This window comes from Flectobacillus rivi (assembly GCF_030056655.1).
Classification (GTDB): Bacteria; Bacteroidota; Bacteroidia; order Cytophagales; family Spirosomataceae; genus Flectobacillus; species Flectobacillus rivi.
On record NZ_JASHIE010000004.1, the window covers coordinates 330,304 to 349,839 of the forward strand.

At 37.2% G+C, this 19,536-nt stretch carries 14 protein-coding genes and 1 other RNA gene; 1 reads left to right on the forward strand and 14 read right to left on the reverse strand.

Features of this window, described 5'->3' with window-relative positions:
- Positions 1 to 162: 162 nt before the first annotated feature.
- From rnpB to fabG, 12 genes are all read right to left on the reverse strand, one after another.
- An RNA gene (gene rnpB, locus QM481_RS07405) (RNase P RNA component class A) lies at positions 163 to 559 on the reverse strand.
- A gap of 73 nt (positions 560 to 632) precedes the next feature.
- Positions 633 to 2,045 carry a DUF4403 family protein gene (locus QM481_RS07410; protein ID WP_166549035.1) on the reverse strand — a complete coding sequence of 471 codons (1,413 nt, stop codon included), beginning with the start codon at positions 2,043 to 2,045 and terminating at the stop codon, positions 633 to 635.
- Between the two features lie 37 nt (positions 2,046 to 2,082).
- The gene (locus tag QM481_RS07415; protein WP_283381272.1) at positions 2,083 to 3,075 is read right to left on the reverse strand and encodes a Smr/MutS family protein; all 993 of its coding nucleotides are present in this window, start codon (positions 3,073 to 3,075) and stop codon (positions 2,083 to 2,085) included.
- A gap of 124 nt (positions 3,076 to 3,199) precedes the next feature.
- The gene (locus QM481_RS07420) at positions 3,200 to 4,084 is read right to left on the reverse strand and encodes a DUF2279 domain-containing protein (protein WP_283381273.1); all 885 of its coding nucleotides are present in this window, start codon (positions 4,082 to 4,084) and stop codon (positions 3,200 to 3,202) included.
- Positions 4,085 to 4,229: 145 nt separating this feature from the next.
- Entirely contained in the window at positions 4,230 to 5,300 is a 1,071-nt protein-coding gene (leuB, locus tag QM481_RS07425; protein ID WP_283381274.1) for a 3-isopropylmalate dehydrogenase, read from the reverse strand.
- A gap of 84 nt (positions 5,301 to 5,384) precedes the next feature.
- Positions 5,385 to 5,756 (reverse strand): four helix bundle protein, encoded by a 372-nt coding sequence (locus QM481_RS07430; RefSeq protein WP_283381275.1) that lies wholly within the window; start codon positions 5,754 to 5,756, stop codon positions 5,385 to 5,387.
- 95 nt (positions 5,757 to 5,851) lie between these two features.
- Complete coding sequence (locus QM481_RS07435) at positions 5,852 to 7,348, reverse strand: hydroxymethylglutaryl-CoA lyase-like TIM-barrel protein (protein ID WP_283381276.1); 1,497 nt, start codon at positions 7,346 to 7,348, stop codon at positions 5,852 to 5,854.
- Between the two features lie 114 nt (positions 7,349 to 7,462).
- The gene (gene leuD, locus QM481_RS07440; RefSeq protein ID WP_283381277.1) at positions 7,463 to 8,059 is read right to left on the reverse strand and encodes a 3-isopropylmalate dehydratase small subunit; all 597 of its coding nucleotides are present in this window, start codon (positions 8,057 to 8,059) and stop codon (positions 7,463 to 7,465) included.
- A gap of 61 nt (positions 8,060 to 8,120) precedes the next feature.
- Complete coding sequence (locus QM481_RS07445) at positions 8,121 to 8,474, reverse strand: four helix bundle protein (RefSeq protein ID WP_283381278.1); 354 nt, start codon at positions 8,472 to 8,474, stop codon at positions 8,121 to 8,123.
- Between the two features lie 70 nt (positions 8,475 to 8,544).
- Positions 8,545 to 9,948 (reverse strand): 3-isopropylmalate dehydratase large subunit, encoded by a 1,404-nt coding sequence (gene leuC / locus QM481_RS07450; RefSeq protein ID WP_283381279.1) that lies wholly within the window; start codon positions 9,946 to 9,948, stop codon positions 8,545 to 8,547.
- Positions 9,949 to 10,508: 560 nt separating this feature from the next.
- A complete protein-coding gene (locus QM481_RS07455) occupies positions 10,509 to 12,593 on the reverse strand; it encodes a vWA domain-containing protein (RefSeq protein ID WP_283381280.1) in 2,085 nt (694 codons plus the stop codon).
- Between the two features lie 286 nt (positions 12,594 to 12,879).
- A complete protein-coding gene (gene fabG / locus QM481_RS07460) occupies positions 12,880 to 13,626 on the reverse strand; it encodes a 3-oxoacyl-[acyl-carrier-protein] reductase (RefSeq protein ID WP_166549048.1) in 747 nt (248 codons plus the stop codon).
- Between the two features lie 429 nt (positions 13,627 to 14,055).
- On the opposite strand from fabG, the gene QM481_RS07465 reads away from it, so the two are divergent.
- Complete coding sequence (locus tag QM481_RS07465; protein ID WP_283381281.1) at positions 14,056 to 15,921, forward strand: WG repeat-containing protein; 1,866 nt, start codon at positions 14,056 to 14,058, stop codon at positions 15,919 to 15,921.
- Positions 15,922 to 16,237: 316 nt separating this feature from the next.
- Here QM481_RS07465 and QM481_RS07470 read toward each other — a convergent pair whose 3' ends face one another.
- A complete protein-coding gene (locus tag QM481_RS07470) occupies positions 16,238 to 18,784 on the reverse strand; it encodes an ATP-dependent Clp protease ATP-binding subunit (RefSeq protein WP_166549050.1) in 2,547 nt (848 codons plus the stop codon).
- Between the two features lie 95 nt (positions 18,785 to 18,879).
- Positions 18,880 to 19,488, reverse strand: coding sequence for a WbqC family protein (locus tag QM481_RS07475; protein ID WP_166549051.1), 609 nt, complete (start codon positions 19,486 to 19,488; stop codon positions 18,880 to 18,882).
- Between the last annotated feature and the right edge of the window lie 48 nt (positions 19,489 to 19,536).

The window sequence follows — 19,536 nt, forward strand, 5'->3', positions numbered from 1 at the left end:
ATCAAAATTACGCAGTTAGCAAGGTTCTTTGGGAAAAATCTCAAAAAAGTATTCAAAATTATATAAGATAATTCTATCAATAAAAAATTACCTCAAACAAAGACCTTTTTTGCCAAAACGTAGTAAAAAAACTACTCGAAGCAAGCTCCGAGTAGCCATAAGACCTAAAGTAAATCTATAAGCCGGATTCTGTCAGTCACAAAATGTCCAATTTTGCACTGTCTTATCATTTATCTCGACGAATCGTCACCGATACGCTCTATCAACCTACCCACTGACATCGGGCGAGCAACCCTTTTTCCAAACCCAAAGGTTTTTCTCGCCAGCCTATTTGGTCTTTCAACTCATGAGGTTTACCTCTGCCCCGTTTGTCACCAAACGGGCGGTAGGCTCTTACTCTACCTTTTCACCCTTACCCTTACAGGCGGTAATTTTCTGTGGCACTAGCTGTCACGTTTTCGTCGCCAAAACCGTGCCTTCCCGTTAGGAAGCATGACGCTCTTTGTTGTCCAGACTTTCCTCCCCTACATAAAGCAGAGGCGATAAGACGACTTACTTCGCCACAAAGGTAGCGAAATTTATGGATTGTTTGCAAAAAGCTTAAATCCATAAGCTCTTTGTCATACGAAATACTATAATCCGTCGACCTTTAAGTTTAATTTACCTTTAGCAAAAATTACTGCTACAATAGAGTTGGGGGTCAAATAAACCTTATCTGGATTCAAGTCGGTGATATTTCCATTTAAGCTGATTCCTTTGCTAACTTGTTTATTCAAATTTGCCTGAATCTGCTTCTTCATATCGTCCACTTGCCCACCTATCTGAAAGGTCATGGCATTTTTCATTACTGAAGTAAACTTTCCTTGAAAAATCCAACTTGCGGTACGGTGCAATAGGTTTTTGGTTTCTAAATCATAGTCAAAATGATCTAGATATACCGACTTTGTCTCGGGACTGTAGGTGGGGATACCTTTGTAATATATATTGCCATTTACACTACCCTTTAATCCTGCTTTGATTACTACTTTTTCATTGCTTCCATAAATATCCAAAGCAGTTACTCCAACGTTATATTTACCTTCCTTAAATGAAAAATTTTGTCCAACCAAGGTGTCAGCAGTAAGTCTTGCTGCTTCACTAAATGGAATTTCGGCAATGATTCCTACTTGGAAGTCTTCTGGGATTTGTTGTACAACCTTCAAGTCAGGAACTGAGGTTACTGGTTGAACTGTTGGTTTTGCTCCAGTTACAGTTTCTGTATACGCCTTAATCGCAATCGTTGATTTGATGCTATTCCCTGTAGTAACCAGTGGAGTCATTTGCAATTCTACTGGATTAATTTTCAACCATGTACGATACTTGTCTGAGAGCAAATATGGTTGCATAGAAGTATTCCAAGCTTGTACAACGTACTTCTTTATATCTACATTTTTACGCACAGCATCATCTAAAGCTTTGAGGATAGTTCCTTGTTTAGATGTCAACGCTTTTTCGACCAAAGAGGTAACATTGATGTCATATCCAGCAATTCTAATGGTTGGCTTTTTGACCCAATCATAACCCATCGGAAAACTCTGCACATTGGCTTCCCAATTAGGATTGATTGAGAATTTTGAACCAAATTTTACATTAAAGTCAAACTGTAACTCTTGTGCTGGCAGTTGCATACCCATCACTTTATATCCTACTTTTACCCAAACTTTGAGTGGCACCGTAAAATTAAACGTCTCATTTTGGGCAGTTACGGTAATATCTTCACGCTTCCAGACTTTACACATGAAATTATCATAATTGTTGTCGTCCATGCTATTATCCTCAAATACCAAATCTTTTACATTGGTATTAATCTGACGAGATACGTCTGCCATTGTAATCTCGAAAGGTATTCCTAAGGTAGATAGATAGCGTTCCACTTGTTTCCCTTTTACATTATAAGATTCAGTTGGTGCCGTTGGGTTTGCGGTACTAGCACCTGTATTATTTGAACTTGCGCAGCCTTGTAAAATTAGGGTTCCTAAAGCAAAGGCAGCAATCAATTTTTTCATTGTGAAATTAGGGTTAAATGAAAAATGTTTTTAATTCTTACTTGATTTTTACTTTGGTTGCACCATAACCAAACTTTTCTTTTTGTGAATCTTCGAAATATTTGACGTTTTTGTGTCCAGAAAGTTTTTTATGTAATTCGTTTCTCAAAACGCCATTTCCTACGCCATGAATAAAAATAATTTCGTCCATACCATTAGCTATCGCAGCCTCAAATTGCTTTTCAAAAGTACTTAACTGTAATTCTAACATTTGTCTGTTTGACATAAATAAATAGTCATCCGACAACTCTTCGATATGTAAATCTACTACTTTAGCTGGCTTTGGTGGTATTACAAGCGCAGGCGTAGAGGATGACTTCTCAAACATTTTCTCTACAATCTTTTCTGGCTCAATCTTTACAGGATTTACTGAGTCTTCGATATCTAGTTGAAACAGGTGTGCCTCTTGATTTAGAATTGGGGCCTTTTGTTTATTCTTGAAAAATGTATTAATTCTAAACTTAATCGACTTTATCAAAGGTTGTTTCAACTGCATAAACGCAGGGCGATAATAAAATGCTTGGAAAGTAAATGTTCCCCAATTTTCAAACTCAGGTACTAAAACATGTTGTACTTTTTGTTGTGTTTTGGGCTTCAATATCCCCGAAGCTAGGCCTTTATGATGTGGATCAGTACCTACCGATAGCATAAACGGCAAATCCCAATCTGTATTGTTAATAATATACTGAGAAAGTTCACGGTCGTTGACAGGAACAAAAGCCATATAGATGCCTTTGTTTGACAAGACGTCAGAAGTAGTTGGACCTACACGGTCATAAATAGAGCGTTGAGGCTCAAAAGTCGGTGTTGAAGCAACTGGTGCTTTGAATACCTTTTGCTCTAATTCCGAAATTACAACAGCTTCATTCCTTTTTACAGGAATACGAAAACCGTCTTCAATCTCTACTTCTACAATATTATTGGGTAAGACTTTAGTTATTATTCCTTCTTCACGTCCGTGTACAAGACGAACTCTATCACCTATATTCATTTTTAAATTGTTTTCGTTGGTTGAATGATAGCGCTGCTATCTATTTTTTATACAATATTACAGACAATTTGGGTAACGAAATGTTATTTTCTCTTAAATCCTATTTCTAAGATGTTGGTTCATTTTAAAAATAGATCGGATGAAAAATTACTCCTTTCTTCGTGCTAAACTCAAGTGTTGGCGCAGGAATTTTGATTTGGTCTACAAGAAATAAAAGGCTATTCAAAAATTTTGATTTTGTTTTAATATGACTCAAATTAAAGTCTAAAGCCAAGTAGTATTGACGGTAAGGAAAAAATCCATTTTGCTGGCTCTTAGCTACTTCTGCATTGACCATATCTTGAATTCCATAACCTACAGCCAGATTGAGCCACTTGGGAAACGTGCTTGGTTTCGGCAAAAAACTACTGATGTTTCCAGAAAACCAATAGGTTTGTCCATTGTAATCTTTGAGCCATTGTTCACTCATTGATTTGCCCAAAAGTTTAGGATTTTGACTAGCAAGGCTGGTATTATGAAATGACCACTTGGGCTGTATTCGAGTTTCACCCCATAAATATTGTTGTCCAACATAAAGACTCGGACCAAAAATATTAGCCGTCATATCGCCCCATGAAAATCCATAATCAGGCTGAGTGCCATCAAGTATTTCGATGGTTGTCATGAAAGTTAAACTAGAAATACCTGCCCATAATGCTGCCTTTTGTGGAGATAAGCCCGCCCACCTGAAGGCTTGCGCATTAACTCTAGTCAAATGATAATTGGTATAAAAATGCCCTAATTTATCAATCTGAAGCCATTCAGAATTATCATCAAAAAAGCGAAAACCCTGCGCTTTTTCTCCGTACCAAGCCGAACTTAACCCTACAATTGCTCCTGTATAAGCTACAGATTCAGCCAAAATTAAATTTCGTAATCTTTGATGATGCAGTGTATCCGACTGGGCGAAAAGTGGATAATATCCAATAAAGAAGGCTAAGAAAAAATATTTGAGAGAGCGAAAAACCATAGCTTCAACATTAATAATGCGCAAAGCTACAGGGATTTTTAGTTTTCTCCCAAATCGTAACACTTTATGTGTGGTAAACTTATATAAAAAGAAAAGGGGCTGAATCTTCAGCCCCTTTATATAAAAAGATGTTAATGACTAAGAATTAGATTCTGTTCAAAATCTCTTCGCCAATTGCATCTGTTCCTAAAATCATATCTTTAGGAGTATCTTTTGTAGCGATGTCACCTGTACGGAAACCAGCTTTCAACACTTGGTCTACGGCATTAATGATAACATTAGCTTCATCTTTCAAGCCAAAAGAAATATCCAACAACAAAGCTGCTGACAATACCGAAGCCATTGGGTTAGCAATACCTTTACCAGCGATGTCGTGCGCAGAACCGTGGATTGGCTCATATACACCTGTACTGTCACCTACTGAAGCAGATGCCAACATACCCATCGAACCAGCGATTTGAGAAGCTTCATCAGTCAAAATGTCACCAAACAAGTTACCTGTTACTACCACGTCAAACTGCTTTGGATCTTTGATTAACATCATTGCACATGAATCCACAAACTGGTGTGTTACTTCTACCTCTGGATATTCTGGCGCAATTGCTTGTACGGTTTCTCTCCACAAACGGCTAGATTCTAATACGTTTGCTTTATCAACTGACATCAATTTTTTACCACGAGTCATCGCAGCTTCAAATGCTTTACGAGCAATACGTTCTACTTCGTATTTGCTGTAAATCATCGTATCATAAGCTGAATTTCCGTCTTCGATACGCTCTCTTTTACCGAAATACACATCACCTGTTAACTCACGGAAGAACAAAATATCTGCTCCTTTCAAGATTTCAGGCTTGATGCTTGATGCTTCTAATAACTCATCAAACAATTTGATAGGGCGTAAGTTTGCGTACAAACCTAACTCTTTACGCATTTTCAACAATCCTTGCTCAGGACGAACTTTTGCATGTGGATCGTTATCATATTTGATGTGACCTACCGCACCAAAAAGGATAGCATCCGAAGCACGCATTTTCTCCAAAGTCTCCGCTGGAAGAGGTTCACCAGTAGCTTCGATAGCTACGTGACCGATAAGTGCTTCGTCATAAGTAAATTCATGACCGAATTTCTCAGCGATTTTCTCTAAAACTTTTTTACCTACAGCGGTAACTTCTTGTCCGATGCCATCACCGGGAACGACTAAGATATGCTTTTTCATTTTATAATTTTAGGGATAAGTTACAAAGGCACAGAGGCACAAAGTGGGTAATCCCTTAATTTAGATTTAACTATAATTTATATATCAAGCTATTTTAGCTCTTATTTTAGCAATTAAGCTTGTTAACATTCTTTCTATCTCTAGACACAAACTTATCATCTTCTTAAAATCAACAATATCAAGAAAATGTAGGTTACTGGCTATCTCAAGTTGAGTTTGCATTTCGTACAAAGACCCAAGTGCAATTTGCAAATATCGAAGATAATCCTTAGAAGTATTTCGTCCATATCCTTCTGCAATATTACTTGGAATAGAAATACTCGCTCTACGTAATTGAGAAGTCAGTCCAAACATTTCTGCATGAGGGAAATCTCTTGTAAGTTGATATATACTAGTTACAAGACTCATTGATTTTTGCCAAACCAATAAATCTCTAAAACTTTTTATTTGTGTCATAGGGTAGAATAAATGCTAATCTGAAAATAATATTGGTAATACTTGAAGCCTAAAAAACACTTTGTGCCTTTGTACCTCATTCACTTTGAACCTAACTAAATAATATTCAACATCTTCTGAGTAGCTTTGATGGCTGATACAGTCTGATCTGAATCTAGTCCTCTGGTTTTAAAATCTTTACCTTTATGATCCCAAGTAATAATGGTTTCGCAAAGGGCGTCGGTTTTACCACCAGGAGGAATACGTACTGCATAGTCGGTTAGGTTAGGCAATGAAATCCCCTTAACACAGTAGATTTTCTTCAAGGCATTCATGAATGCATCGTATTGACCATCTCCTTGAGCACTTTCCTCATAAATTCTCTCACCTACTTGTACTTGTACAGTAGCAGAAGGTTTGAGGTTTTTAGAATGTGTCAAAACATAATTCACGACGACAACTTTTTCTTCGATGGTATTACTATCGAGTACGTCAGAAATAATGTATGGTAAATCTTCACGTGTTACCACTTCTTTTCTATCGCCTAATTCGATAATACGTTGAGTAATCAGCTTGAGGTCGGCATCCGCTAATTTGATTCCTAATTCTTGCAAATTTTTCTCAATATTAGCTTTACCTGACGTTTTTCCCAAAGCATATTTACGCTCACGACCAAAACGCTCTGGCATTAGGTCGTTGAAGTAAAGATTCTTCTTGTTATCACCGTCGGCATGAATACCCGCAGTTTGAGTAAACACGTTTTCACCTGTAATAGGCTTGTTGACAGGAATACGGAATCCAGAGAAAGTTTCGACTAATTTACTAATTGTATATAATGAACTTTCGTTGACAGAGGTTGTAGCCTCTTCTTTCATAAAGTCATTAATTACTGCAATGGCACTCGACAAAGGTGCATTTCCAGCACGTTCGCCCATCCCATTGACAGTCAAATGCAAGCCATGAGCACCCGCTTTGATGGCTTCCATCACATTGGCGATACTCAAATCGTAGTCGTTATGTGCATGAAAGTCAAAATGCGTAGTTGAATAGCGTTTCACCAACAAATCGATATACTCGAAAGTTTCTCTTGGAGTTAGGACTCCTAAAGTATCTGGCAAAAGGACTCTTTTGATGGGTTGTTTTGTCAAGAAATCAAGGTATTGTAAGACGTAGTCCTGAGAGTTACGCATACCATTACTCCAATCTTCGAGATAAACATTACAAGCAATACCTTTTGAACCAGCGAGTTCGATAACCTTTGCAATATCAGCAAAATGTTGCTCAGGTGTTTTTTTGAGTTGGTGGGTTAGGTGGTTAAGAGAGCCTTTGGTAAGTAAGTTCATTACCTTAGCTCCCGCTTCCAACATCCAATTGACTGAGGTTTCGCCATCGACAAATGTCAATACTTCTACTTTATCGATAAATCCATTTTCGGAAGCCCATTCTGTAACTTTTTTTACAGCTTGAAATTCACCTTCGGACACTCTCGCAGAAGCAATCTCGATTCTATCAACTTTAACTTCTTGTAAAAGTAGTTGAGCGATTGTTAGTTTTTCAGAAGCGGAAAAAGATACACCACTGGTTTGTTCTCCGTCACGGAGAGTAGTGTCCATAATTTCGATATGTCTCATTAGCTGATGGCTAATAGCTATCAGCCATCAGCCATCGGCTTTCAGCAAAAAATTAAGCTGATGCCGACGGCTGATGACCGATAGCCATGTGCTATATTAGTACAAACTCTTCTCTGCGAATGTTTTGATTTCTTCTTTCATTGATTGTAAATAATCGATGTCATCAAAACCATTCAACATATTATGTTTCTTGTATCCGTTGATAGCAAAGCTTTCGCTTTCTCCAGTTGCAGCAATAGAGATTGTTTGCGCTGGAAGATCCACTACGATTTCCGCCTTAGGATCTGCTTCGATAGCTTGGAAGATTTTGTCCAAAAATTCTGGGCTAACTTGTACTGGAAGGATACCGATATTTAAAGCATTACCTTTGAAAATATCTGCAAAAAAGCTAGAAACAACACAACGGAAACCATAGTCATAGATAGCCCAAGCAGCGTGTTCACGGCTAGAGCCTGACCCGAAGTTACGACCACCAACCAAGATTTTACCTGAATAAGTTGGGTTGTTTAGTACAAAATCTTGCTTTGGAGTATCGTCTCCATTGTAGCGCCAGTCACGGAAAAGGTTATCTCCGAATCCTTCACGTTTTGTCGCCTTCAAAAAGCGAGCAGGAATAATTTGGTCCGTATCCACGTTCTCTAATGGCAATGGAACCGCTGTTGAAGTTAATATTTGAAATTTATCGTAAGCCATTTTTTGAGGGCTGTTGGGTATTAGCTGTCGGCCTTCAGCAGAAGTTCAACACCAATTTCCCTTAAGCATTTAATTTTGTAATAAAACTAAAAATCTGTTTTTTCAGCGAAGTGAGATTAGAAAATAATTGCTCATATTTTGAGTTGGATAAAAACCCTAAATCAAAACATAGTAGCAATAGATAGTCTATCTCAGAAGCTGAACTGTAAGCGATTTTTAAATATCGAGCAAATTCTTTTTCTCCTATCGTACCACAACCTTCGGCGATATTATTAGGGACAGAAACCGCGGCTCTCCTTAGCTGAGAGGTTATTCCAAATCTTTCTTCTACTGGAAAGTTTTGTGATTCCTGATAAATCACCAAACATATCTCATGTGCCTGTTTCCAAATATGAAGTTTTCTAAAATCCCTCATTTTGTCATGGTATTTTATAAAAGTGTAGAAAATTTGCTCATTGCTGAAAGCCTACAGCCGAAAGCTACAATTACATTAGCTCTCTAGGGTCAGTAACAACACCTGTAACTGCGGCAGCTGCTGCAACTAATGGCGAAGCCAATAGTGTGCGTGAACCTGGACCTTGACGACCTTCGAAGTTACGGTTTGAAGTACTTACCGCATATTTGCCAGCTGGGATTTTATCATCGTTCATAGCCAAACATGCTGAACATCCTGGTTGACGCAACAAGAAACCTGCCTCTGTCAAGATGTCTAAGATACCTTCTTCTTTGATTTGTGCTTCTACAATGTGAGAACCTGGCACCAACCATGCAGTAATATTATCAGCTTTCTTACGTCCTTTTACGATTGAAGCAAATGCACGGAAGTCTTCGATACGACCGTTTGTACAGCTTCCTAAGAATACGTAGTCTACTTGTTTTCCAATAATTTCCTCATTTTCAGCAAATCCCATATAGTTCAAAGACTTCTTGTAAGAAGCTTCTCCATCTTTTACTGCTGATGCAGTAGGGATTTTTTGTGTGATACCTGTACCCAAGCCAGGGTTTGTACCATACGTGATTTGAGGCTCGATTTGAGAAGCGTCGTATGTCAATTCATAATCGAATGTAGCACCTTCGTCTGTCTTCAAAGTTTTCCAATAAGCCAAAGCATTTTCCCAAGCTTCGCCTTTTGGTGCCAACTCACGACCTTCTAAGTAATCGAATGTTGTTTGATCAGGAGCAATCATACCACCGCGAGCACCCATTTCGATAGAAAGGTTACACACAGTCATACGACCTTCCATTGACATATTTTCGAATACCTCACCAGCATACTCTACAAAATAACCTGTAGCTCCTGATGCTGTAATTTGTGAGATAATGAATAAAGCAACGTCTTTTGGCGTAACACCTTTACCTAATGTACCGTTGATTGTAACGCGCATTTTCTTAGGCTTAGGCTGCATGATACATTGCGAAGAAAGTACCATCTCAACTTCAGATGTACCAATACCAAATGCAATAGCACCAAATGCACCGTGTGTTGAAGTGTGCGAGTCACCACAAACAATAGTCATACCTGGTAGAGTAATACCATTTTCTGGTCCTACTACGTGTACGATACCGTTTTTAGGGTTTCCTAATCCCCAGTGAGAGATACCATATTTTACAGAGTTTGTTTCCAATGCTTTCAACTGATTAGCAGAAAGTGGATCTTCAACTGGCAAATGTTGGTTGATCGTTGGAGTGTTATGGTCAGCAGTAGCGAATGTTCTTTCTGGATAAAGCACACCAATGCCTCTTGTCTCAAGACCCAAAAACGCTACAGGGCTAGTTACTTCGTGAATGAAGTGGCGGTCAATCAAAAATACGTCTGGACCATCTTCAATTTTGCGAACAACGTGTGCATCCCACACTTTGTCGAACAAGGTACTTGCTGAATTACTCATAAACTTTATTGTAAAAAAATAATATGTAACTAATAGAGAATAATCGGTAGGTCTTAGGTAGAAAAACGCATGATTTAGTCTATTTTCAAAATATAAATCAGGATAATTTTCTTCAAAAACTAAGAACCAATGGCAATTTAAAGAAAAAACCAAATAAGATTTGGGTATTCCTCTGAATCACACAACAAATTACCACAAAATAATCCAATAACTCATAACGCCATGAGTTCAAACTATAGCGATTTTAGACCAAATGTATCCATTTGACTAAAATTATTTATTTTAAGTGAAAATACTTATAACTGACAACTACTCAAATCCCTGAATATCGCCAAAGGTAAAACTCTATCTTTCAAAATCTTAAACAAAAAAAGAAGCTCCTTGAGAGAGCTTCTTTTTTAAGAATTTGTAAACAAACCCATCATTCAAAAATTAATTTATTCGAAAGTATTTCCTTAATGAATTAATCATATCGCAGAAGATATTTTCCATTCAAATAACCATACAAGATAGTATTAAGTAAAATTTAAAATTCACAACTCACAATTCTACATTACTAACTAATACCCTCCCATATACTTTCTCACAACCCATTCAGTAGTAAGCAAAGCAATGATTAAGAAGAATACCCATTTGAGGTTGATAAACTCTTTAAGATCTTCGTTGGCTTCGATTTTTTCTGGGGCTTTGTGCGCTAAAATTTGTTTTTCGAGCTGTACAAGCTGACTGGCTGGTAAAAACTTCCCTCCTGTTTGCGCCGATAATTGTCGTAACAAATCAAAATCCGCAGTAGTATTACTTAATTCTACTTGTAAATCCTTTACGATAAATTCACCTGTACTTTGCTCGTTTTTACCCAACACACTTGCATTGGCTTTGTACTGATACACGCCCGCAGGCAAGGCACTAATTTCAAACTTCGAGTTATCAGCAGATGGTGTATAGTTATATTTTCTGACACGACCCTTTTCATCTTTTAATTCGAGTGCTACAGGGATATTATACATTTTTTCATAAATACCATTGTATATCTCTGTTTCAAAAACAACTTTATCGCTTAACAAAAACTCGTTTGAAATGGGATAAACTCTCAATTTACGTTTATCGTCTTTAGCAGATAGGAATTGTACTACTTTCAAGAATATATCATCTATTAATTCTTGCTTTTCGGTCAAATCAAATTCCTCTAAACGCCAAGTCCAAATACCCTCTCCTGCAAAAATAGCAGATTTCTTCGGTCCCGTATTAATGGCAAATAATGGCTTCTGTGTTTGTAATGAACCTATTTTCTGATAAAGAATTACCTCCGAATTAGGCAATAGAGTAATGTCTCCAAAAGGTACCGAAACCTGTGGAAACTGTTTGATTAAGTCCAAAGACTCAGCTTCAAAATTGAGTGATTTAAAATTCCCATTGTAATATCCTGTTACTTTATCGGTCTGACCTGCTTGAGAATTGATACGCATTACTTGATTCAACTGATTGAGATAAGTTGTTCCCGTTTGGTTTCCCAACACAAACAACGTTGGTATTCCTTTATCAAGTAATGGTTTATAGATATTTGAATATGAATTGAAATAATCAGGCAACTGATGTAAAATCAACACGTCATAATTTTTATTGGACAAATCTGGAAATGGATTTTCGGTCAAAATTTTGACATCTATTTCAAAATTTTCATTCTTATCCAACATACTTTTAATGGCCTTAATATCTGGATGTGGCGAAAGTGCCATCAACAAGACTTTCTCTTTTCCGTCAATCACCTCCACATAGACATCTTGTTGATTATTTTTGCTACTAAACTCGCCACCAAGTACATCTACCTGAACCACAAAGTGTTGCACTCCTTTTTGCGAAGCTAAAGTATTAAACGAAACAGTTTTAAGGTCATCCTTTTGCTGAAAATTAATGACTTGTTTCTCTAACGTTTTTCCACCTTGTTTTAGATAAATACTTACCGTCTTTCCCTGAAAACCATACGAGCTAATATCTGCCTGAATAGGAAATTTATTTCCTAAATAGGCAATTTTATTGGTATAGATGGACTTTACAGCAATATCTTTTTTAGGAATAGTATCACCAAGCCCAACGGTATGCACAGCAAACGTAAACTTTTCGCTACTAGGGTTAATCCCTTCATTGACAATACCATCTGTCAATAGCACCACATCTGAAAGATTATTTCCTTCTTGGGCATTTTTGATTCCAGAGAGTAAACTTGAAAGATTCGTACTTTTTTGATTAAACTGAATATCAGTTGCCTTTTCTGGATTTTGTCCATCCAACGTTGTCCATGAAATCTCAAAATCTTCTTCTTGCAATTTTTCTTTCAATGATTCCAATTGAGAAAGTACTCCACTCAAAATTTGCTTATTGGCAATTCCCATTGATTGCGAATTATCAATCGCTAGTACTAAAGTACGTTTTTGAACAGATTGGGTTATTTGGCGAATCAAGAAATTGAGTAGCAGCAAGCAAATTAAACTTACTCCAATAAAGCGAAAAGCCGCCAATACACGATTGGTAGATTTGTTCCAAGGAGTTGGAGAAATTTGGTATAAAACAAATGCATAAATCGCCCCTGCTAGCAAGCAGAGCAAAATAAACCAAGGAGATGATTGAAATAAAAAGTCGAATTTCATAGAAACAAAGTACTAGGCAAAACTCACAATGTCCGTTAGCAAACAACGAGCCTCAGTCATTTGACCACATTTTAGGAATAGGAAAAGTAACACGTCTATCAAGCAAACGACGTTCCACAATTGATATTTTACTCAAAATAACCTAAAAAGGAAGATTTTGCAAAGTTACAGCCCGACAAATGGTGATTTAGGGTAAGAATACTTTTAAAATAAGGTAAAAACAAAAAAGCAATAGATATTCGAATTTGAAAACCTATTGCTTTTTTTAGCAGGATTTGGGTATTTCCTACGTCAACATACCACCGTCAACTTGTAATACTTGACCAGTGATATAGCGAGACATATCTGAACCTAAGAATACGCAAGCGTCCGCCACTTCTTCAGCTTGACCTCCACGTTTCAAAGGAATTGATTTTTTCCATTCTTCGGTAGCCGCAGCGTTCAATTCGCCAGTCATTTCAGTTTCGATGAAACCAGGAGCCACAGCATTTGAACGAATATTACGAGAACCTAATTCTAAAGCAACTGATTTTGTAAAGCCGATGATACCAGCTTTAGAGGCAGCATAGTTAGCTTGACCAGCATTACCACGTAAACCAACCACCGAAGTAAGGTTGATAATAGAACCAGACTTAGCTTTCATCATTGGTTTTGTAGCTGCTTTTGACAGGTTAAATACCGACTTCAAGTTTACTTGAATTACAGTATCCCACTGTTCTTCAGTCATACGCATCAACAAACCGTCCTTTGTGATACCAGCATTGTTTACCAAAACATCGATTTTACCGAAGTCGGCAACAACTTGATTCATCAAGTCTTCTGCTTGTTGATAATCAGAAGCATCAGAACGATAACCTTTCGCTTTGATACCCAAAGCGGCCAATTCAGCTTCCAAAGCTTGTCCTTTTTCTACTGATGACAAATACGTAAAAGCTACTTGAGCTCCTTCTTGAGCAAAACGAGTAGCAATTGCTCGTCCGATACCTCTAGAAGCCCCAGTTACTAAAGCTACTTTATTTTCTAGTAAACCCATTGTTGTTGAATAATTTAATGAAAATGAATGCTTACCGACAAATGTCAGACTGCCAGACACATCCAAGTTTTTTGAATCCCAAAAATAGCAGAACCAAATAAGATGACAAAATAAATCAGGAGAATAAGGTGACTTTACCTATAGTAATTCGTTTACTTTTGAAGAGGTTTTTATTGTAAAATCTGTTAAAACATTTTATTTTTGAAGCTTCTGATACCGCCGTTCACTTCACTTAGCTATTGTATTCAACAATTCTCTTTTAAAACCGCACCAACATTTATTAAATATTTGCGGCATTTTCTTCGATGCACATAAAGTACCTTACATAAATCTTGTTATTAGGGATAATGGCATGAAATGTGTGCGATTTTATATTCATTAATCTAACAAACTCTTAATTTATACCTTGCTTTTGTATAAGACATTATTATGAAAACTTATTTTGTAACACAAAATTCACGATTTAATACTTACCCACTATCCAGATTTCTCTCAGCGATTATGGTCTTTTTTACCATGTCTACTGTGGCACAAAATAAAGATGGAGTCAAAAATGCTAACGCCCAAATGTGCTTCAGTAACAAATCTGGAGTTCCTCTCGTAAATTCAAAAGATTTGGATGGTAAAGACATTTTGGCATTTCCACTCGATAGGCTAAGAAGTAATGTCAGATATGGTTTTGTTGAAAACTATCGTCAAGGAATGGCGCGTATTAAAAAAGACCAAGTATGGGGTTTCTTAAATCTTTGTGGCGAAGAGGTTATTCCTTCTCAATACGAAGATGCTGAGCCTTTCAATGGTGGTAAGGCGCTTGTCAAAAAATTTAATTGGTTCTTTGTAGATAATAATGGTGTGGAGAGTGATGTTTTTGAAAATGTAGTTTCTGCAAAGGCATTATCCAATGGATTTAGCTTAGTTAAAATAGCAAGTGGTAAATATTCAATTATTGATAACTCTTTTGATAAAACGGGCACTTATCTTTCTCCATTTTATGACGATATGACGGTTATCAGTCCAACAAGTTTGGCGGTTAAATTGAACAACAAATGGGGTATCATGAAATTAGGAGATAAACAAGCTCCTATTCCTTCATTTGATTTGATTGCACCTATTGGCAAAGAAGGATTGATGAAAGTGAAAATTGGAGATAAATTCGGAGTAGCCACAATTAATGGAGATATTATTCTAAAACCAGAATATGGTATTCTCACTGATGCAGATACACAGGGTTTTATCAAAGGTATTGAAGAAAATAAGCAACAGATTTTCAATACGCAAAATTTACAGGTGAGTAAACCTTTTAAAGCTATAAGTGATTTTGATTCGAGAGGGTTGGCAATCGTTCAAGACGAGAATAATTTGTTAGGACTTATCAATAAGGATTTTGTACCTATTATTACTCCTCAATTTAACTCCATTGGAAGTTTAGGCGAATTTGACCTTATTTCTGTTAGCAAAATCGTGGATGGTAAAGGAGTAAAATTTGGTTTTATCAATCTACAAGGCAAGGAAGTAATCCCGTTGATGTATGAGTCCGTTGGAAAAATCAACAAGAAAGGTCTTTTGGTTGTAAAAGAAATCGTGAGTTGTAATTTAGATGCGAAAGGCAGTAAGATTGGCACTTGCAAGGCAGATAAAGTCATCGATATTAATGGAGGTATTATTGTACAACCTGTAACAAAATACCCTGATGCTGGAAAAATCAGTTATGCAGTTACAGATTCTATTATGCAAAATATGAATGTCATCAAGACATTTAGGACAGAGGATAAAGGCAAAAATGCAAAGGTTATCTTAGTAAGAGAAGACGATTTTAAGGTAATCACACCAGAGCCTTTTGAGAGTATTCAAACGACTGCCCAAGGACAAATTCTCTTCGTAAAACTAGATGGTTTATGGGGAACTTTAGACATTTCAGGTAAGTATATCACCAAATGTCAGTTCAAATCATTTGCACCCTCTAAAGAAGATTATTTCTTAGTGCAAAATGCAGAGGGAAAATTCGGATATGTAGACGCAAAAGGGAAAATCCAAGTAAATCCTGAATACCAGTCACTTGAACCATTTAGTAATGGACTAGCTGTAGCTTCAAAAGGCGTTAATCAAGTAGGTTTAATCAATAAGTTTAATGCAAAAGTAGCTCCTTGTATCTTCAGCACAGTAAGTTTAGATTCTGGAGGAAATTATGACCTAACAGATAGTAGTCAAAATAAATTTAAGCTCAATAAACAAGGCGACTGTTTGAGTAATTGCGCTAAGTTTGATGAGGTAAGAAGCAAAGTAAATAAAGAATAAATACTCTCTAAAAGGATTTGTATTTTCTTGGTTGTTTTACAAAATTATATTCAGGTAGTAGAGACGTAATGTTTTGCGTTTAAAGAAGTTGAGTTTTGAAAGATAATATCAAAAAAGGCGTTCGAAAAAGTTATTTCGAACGCCTTTTTTTAGTACCTATAAAAATGTTACTATTATTTAATTGTCAATCTTTAGGCGCAAAGCATTGCATCTCCAGCTGTAAAGTGCAATAATCTCTCCATTGAAAATACTCATATCAATATCCATAAAAAAAGAGCTTGGTTTTCACCAAGCTCTTTTAACTATTTCATTTATTCTACTCTTCTGTAGCAGGAGCTGCGGCAGAAGTACGAGTCAGTGTTAATGAGTCTCCTTCTCCTGAGTAATCAGCCAAGATAACATCACCTTCAGCTAAATCACCTTTCAGAATTTCTTCAGCTACCGGATCCTCCAAATAACGTTGGATAGCACGATTCAATGGACGAGCACCATATTGTTGGTCATATCCCTTCTCAGCTAAGAAATCTTTCGCTTTTTCAGTCAACTCTACTGTATAACCCAATGCTGAAATTCTTGTAAACAATTTTTTCAACATCAAGTCGATAATCGAGTGGATATGTTCACGTTCAAGTGAATTGAACACAATTACATCGTCCAAACGGTTTAAGAACTCTGGAGAAAACGCTTTTCTCAAAGCATTTTGGATAGTTCCTTTTACTGTTTCGTCTAAGCTATCAGCTTTAGATTTTGTTGAGAAACCAATACCTGTTCCAAAGTCTTTTAAATCACGAGCACCAATATTTGACGTCATGATGATGATTGTATTACGGAAGTCTACTCTGCGACCCAAACCATCTGTTAAGATACCATCATCCAATACTTGCAACAACAAGTTGAACACATCTGGGTGAGCTTTTTCGATTTCATCTAATAATACAACTGCGTATGGCTTACGACGAATTTTCTCAGTCAATTGACCACCTTCTTCATAACCAACGTATCCTGGAGGTGCTCCGATTAGGCGCGATACACTGAATTTCTCCATGTACTCACTCATATCAATACGAATAAGAGCGTCTTCTTTGTCGAAAAGGTATCCAGCCAATACTTTAGCCAACTCAGTTTTACCAACACCTGTAGGGCCTAAGAAAATGAATGAACCAATTGGTTTTTTCGGATCTTTCAAACCTACACGAGTACGTTGAATTGCTTTTACCAACTTCACAATAGCTTGGTCTTGACCAATCACTTTGCCTTTCAACTCCTCGTTCATATTCAACAATTTCTGACCTTCAGTAGCGGCAACACGACTTACTGGAATACCAGTCATTTGTGCAATTACCTCTGCTACACTCTCTTCAGCAACTGTGTAACGACGACGTTTTGTATCTTCTTCCCAGTCACGTTTAGCTTTATCTAATTGCTCTAACAAACGTTTTTCACGGTCGCGCAATTGAGCAGCCTCCTCGTATTTCTGAGATTTAACTACAGCGTTTTTCTCCTTCTTGATATTTTCAATAGCACCTTCCAATTGCACGATATCATCAGGAACTGTGATATTAGAAATATGTACGCGAGCACCTACTTCGTCTAATACATCGATTGCTTTGTCTGGCAAGAAACGGTCAGAAATATATCGTTCTGACAGCTTAACCGCTTGTTCAATAGCTTCTGGAGTATAAGTTACGTGGTGGTGATCCTCGTATTTATCCTTGATGTTGTTCAAAATCTCGATAGTTTCTTCCACAGTTGTAGCATCTACCATTACTGTTTGGAAACGACGAGCCAAAGCACCGTCTTTCTCGATATATTGACGATATTCATCTAAAGTGGTTGCCCCGATAACTTGGATATCGCCACGAGCTAAAGCTGGCTTGAACATATTCGAAGCATCCAAAGAACCCGACGCACCACCAGCTCCTACAATCGTATGAAGCTCATCGATGAATAAGATTACATCTGGAGACTTTTCTAGTTCGTTCATTACCGCTTTCATACGTTCTTCGAACTGACCACGGTATTTTGTACCAGCTACTAAAGAAGCCAAATCGAGGGTTACGACACGCTTGCCAAACAGTACACGAGATACTTTTTTCTGAACAATACGTAGTGCCAAACCTTCAGCGATAGCCGTTTTACCTACCCCTGGCTCACCAATCAAAATTGGATTATTTTTCTTACGGCGAGACAAGATTTGAGCTACACGTTCAATTTCTTTTTCACGACCTACAATTGGGTCTAATTTTCCAGCTTCTGCAATTTTGGTAAGGTCACGACCGAAGTTGTCCAATACTGGAGTTTTAGATTTCTCTGCTCCTTTATTAGCCGTTGCACCACTACCCATGCCCGAGCCACTCGCAAAAGATCTTGCGTCATCATCGTTATCGTCTGTATCAGACGGCCCCGATTTGATATTTGGGTTAGATTGATATTCGACCATGTCCTTAATCATATCATAGTTAATTTGGAACTTCTCCAAAATTTGGCGAGCCAAGTTATCCTCATCTCTGAGAATCGCCATCAACAGGTGCTCAGTTCCAACGAGATTTGTTTTAAATATACGTGCTTCTAGGTAAGTCACACGAAGGACTTTCTCTGCTTGACGAGACAAAGGGATATCCTGTTTGTTTTTAATGGTGTAATTAGAGCGAGCCACTCCTTGAGTAGCTTTTTCGATGGTAATACGTAGGTCTTCGAGATTTACCCCACACTTCTTGATTAATTCGAGTGCAATTCCTTCGCCTTCACGAATCATACCCAAAACGAGGTGTTCCGTGCCTATGTAATCATGTCCTAACCTGATCGCTTCTTCGCGGGCTAGAGAGATTACCTCCTTAACTCTGTTTGAAAATTTTGCCTCCATGCGAAAGAGTTTCTGTTTTTCTGGTTCATAGTTTAAAAGCAATGACAACTGAGACTTTCAAACTACCTAAATAACACTAAATTCGCCAAGTTTGTTCATTTGAGAGTTGATTGCTCAAGTATCTTTCTGGCTTGATTTCCCTGACAAAACAATAAGTCGAGGATTGATAAGTTTGGCTCAAAATCACTGCCAAAATTCTGCCGATACTCTACTGGCTCATAAATATTATTTTGGCTGTAAGACCTTTTCGGATGTATTTGCCCTCTGTAATCGTTTTGAGCTACTTTTTCGTATTCATTCGTAAATATAATATTTTTTTCGACTTTCAAAAGTTTAAGACAAATTGTCAGCAACTCCATATTCAAATCGAACAAAAAGTCAGGTTTCTTTTCAAATATTTTTGCAAAATAGTCTGCATAGTATTCAAAAAATGGTGCTTTTCCGTAAGCCGAATAAATAGCTCCCCAATGACGACGTACCCAGTCTTGATGATATTCTACTTTAATGTCTTTCACCAGAATTTTTGAGTTTCCATTCTGTACTGGAACAGAAAGTACATCAATTTTATTTGAAGCAAGTATTTTACAACGATTTCGGTAACTTTGCTTTTCGTAATGTTCGTAAGCCTCAATCTGAATAGTGTCATGTTGCAATATGCAAGCAAAATACTCTAGGCTTGGCAGATAATGTAAATCAATAATCATTTATCTAAAATAATGAATTTGGGGTAATTTTTCAAATATTAAGCAACT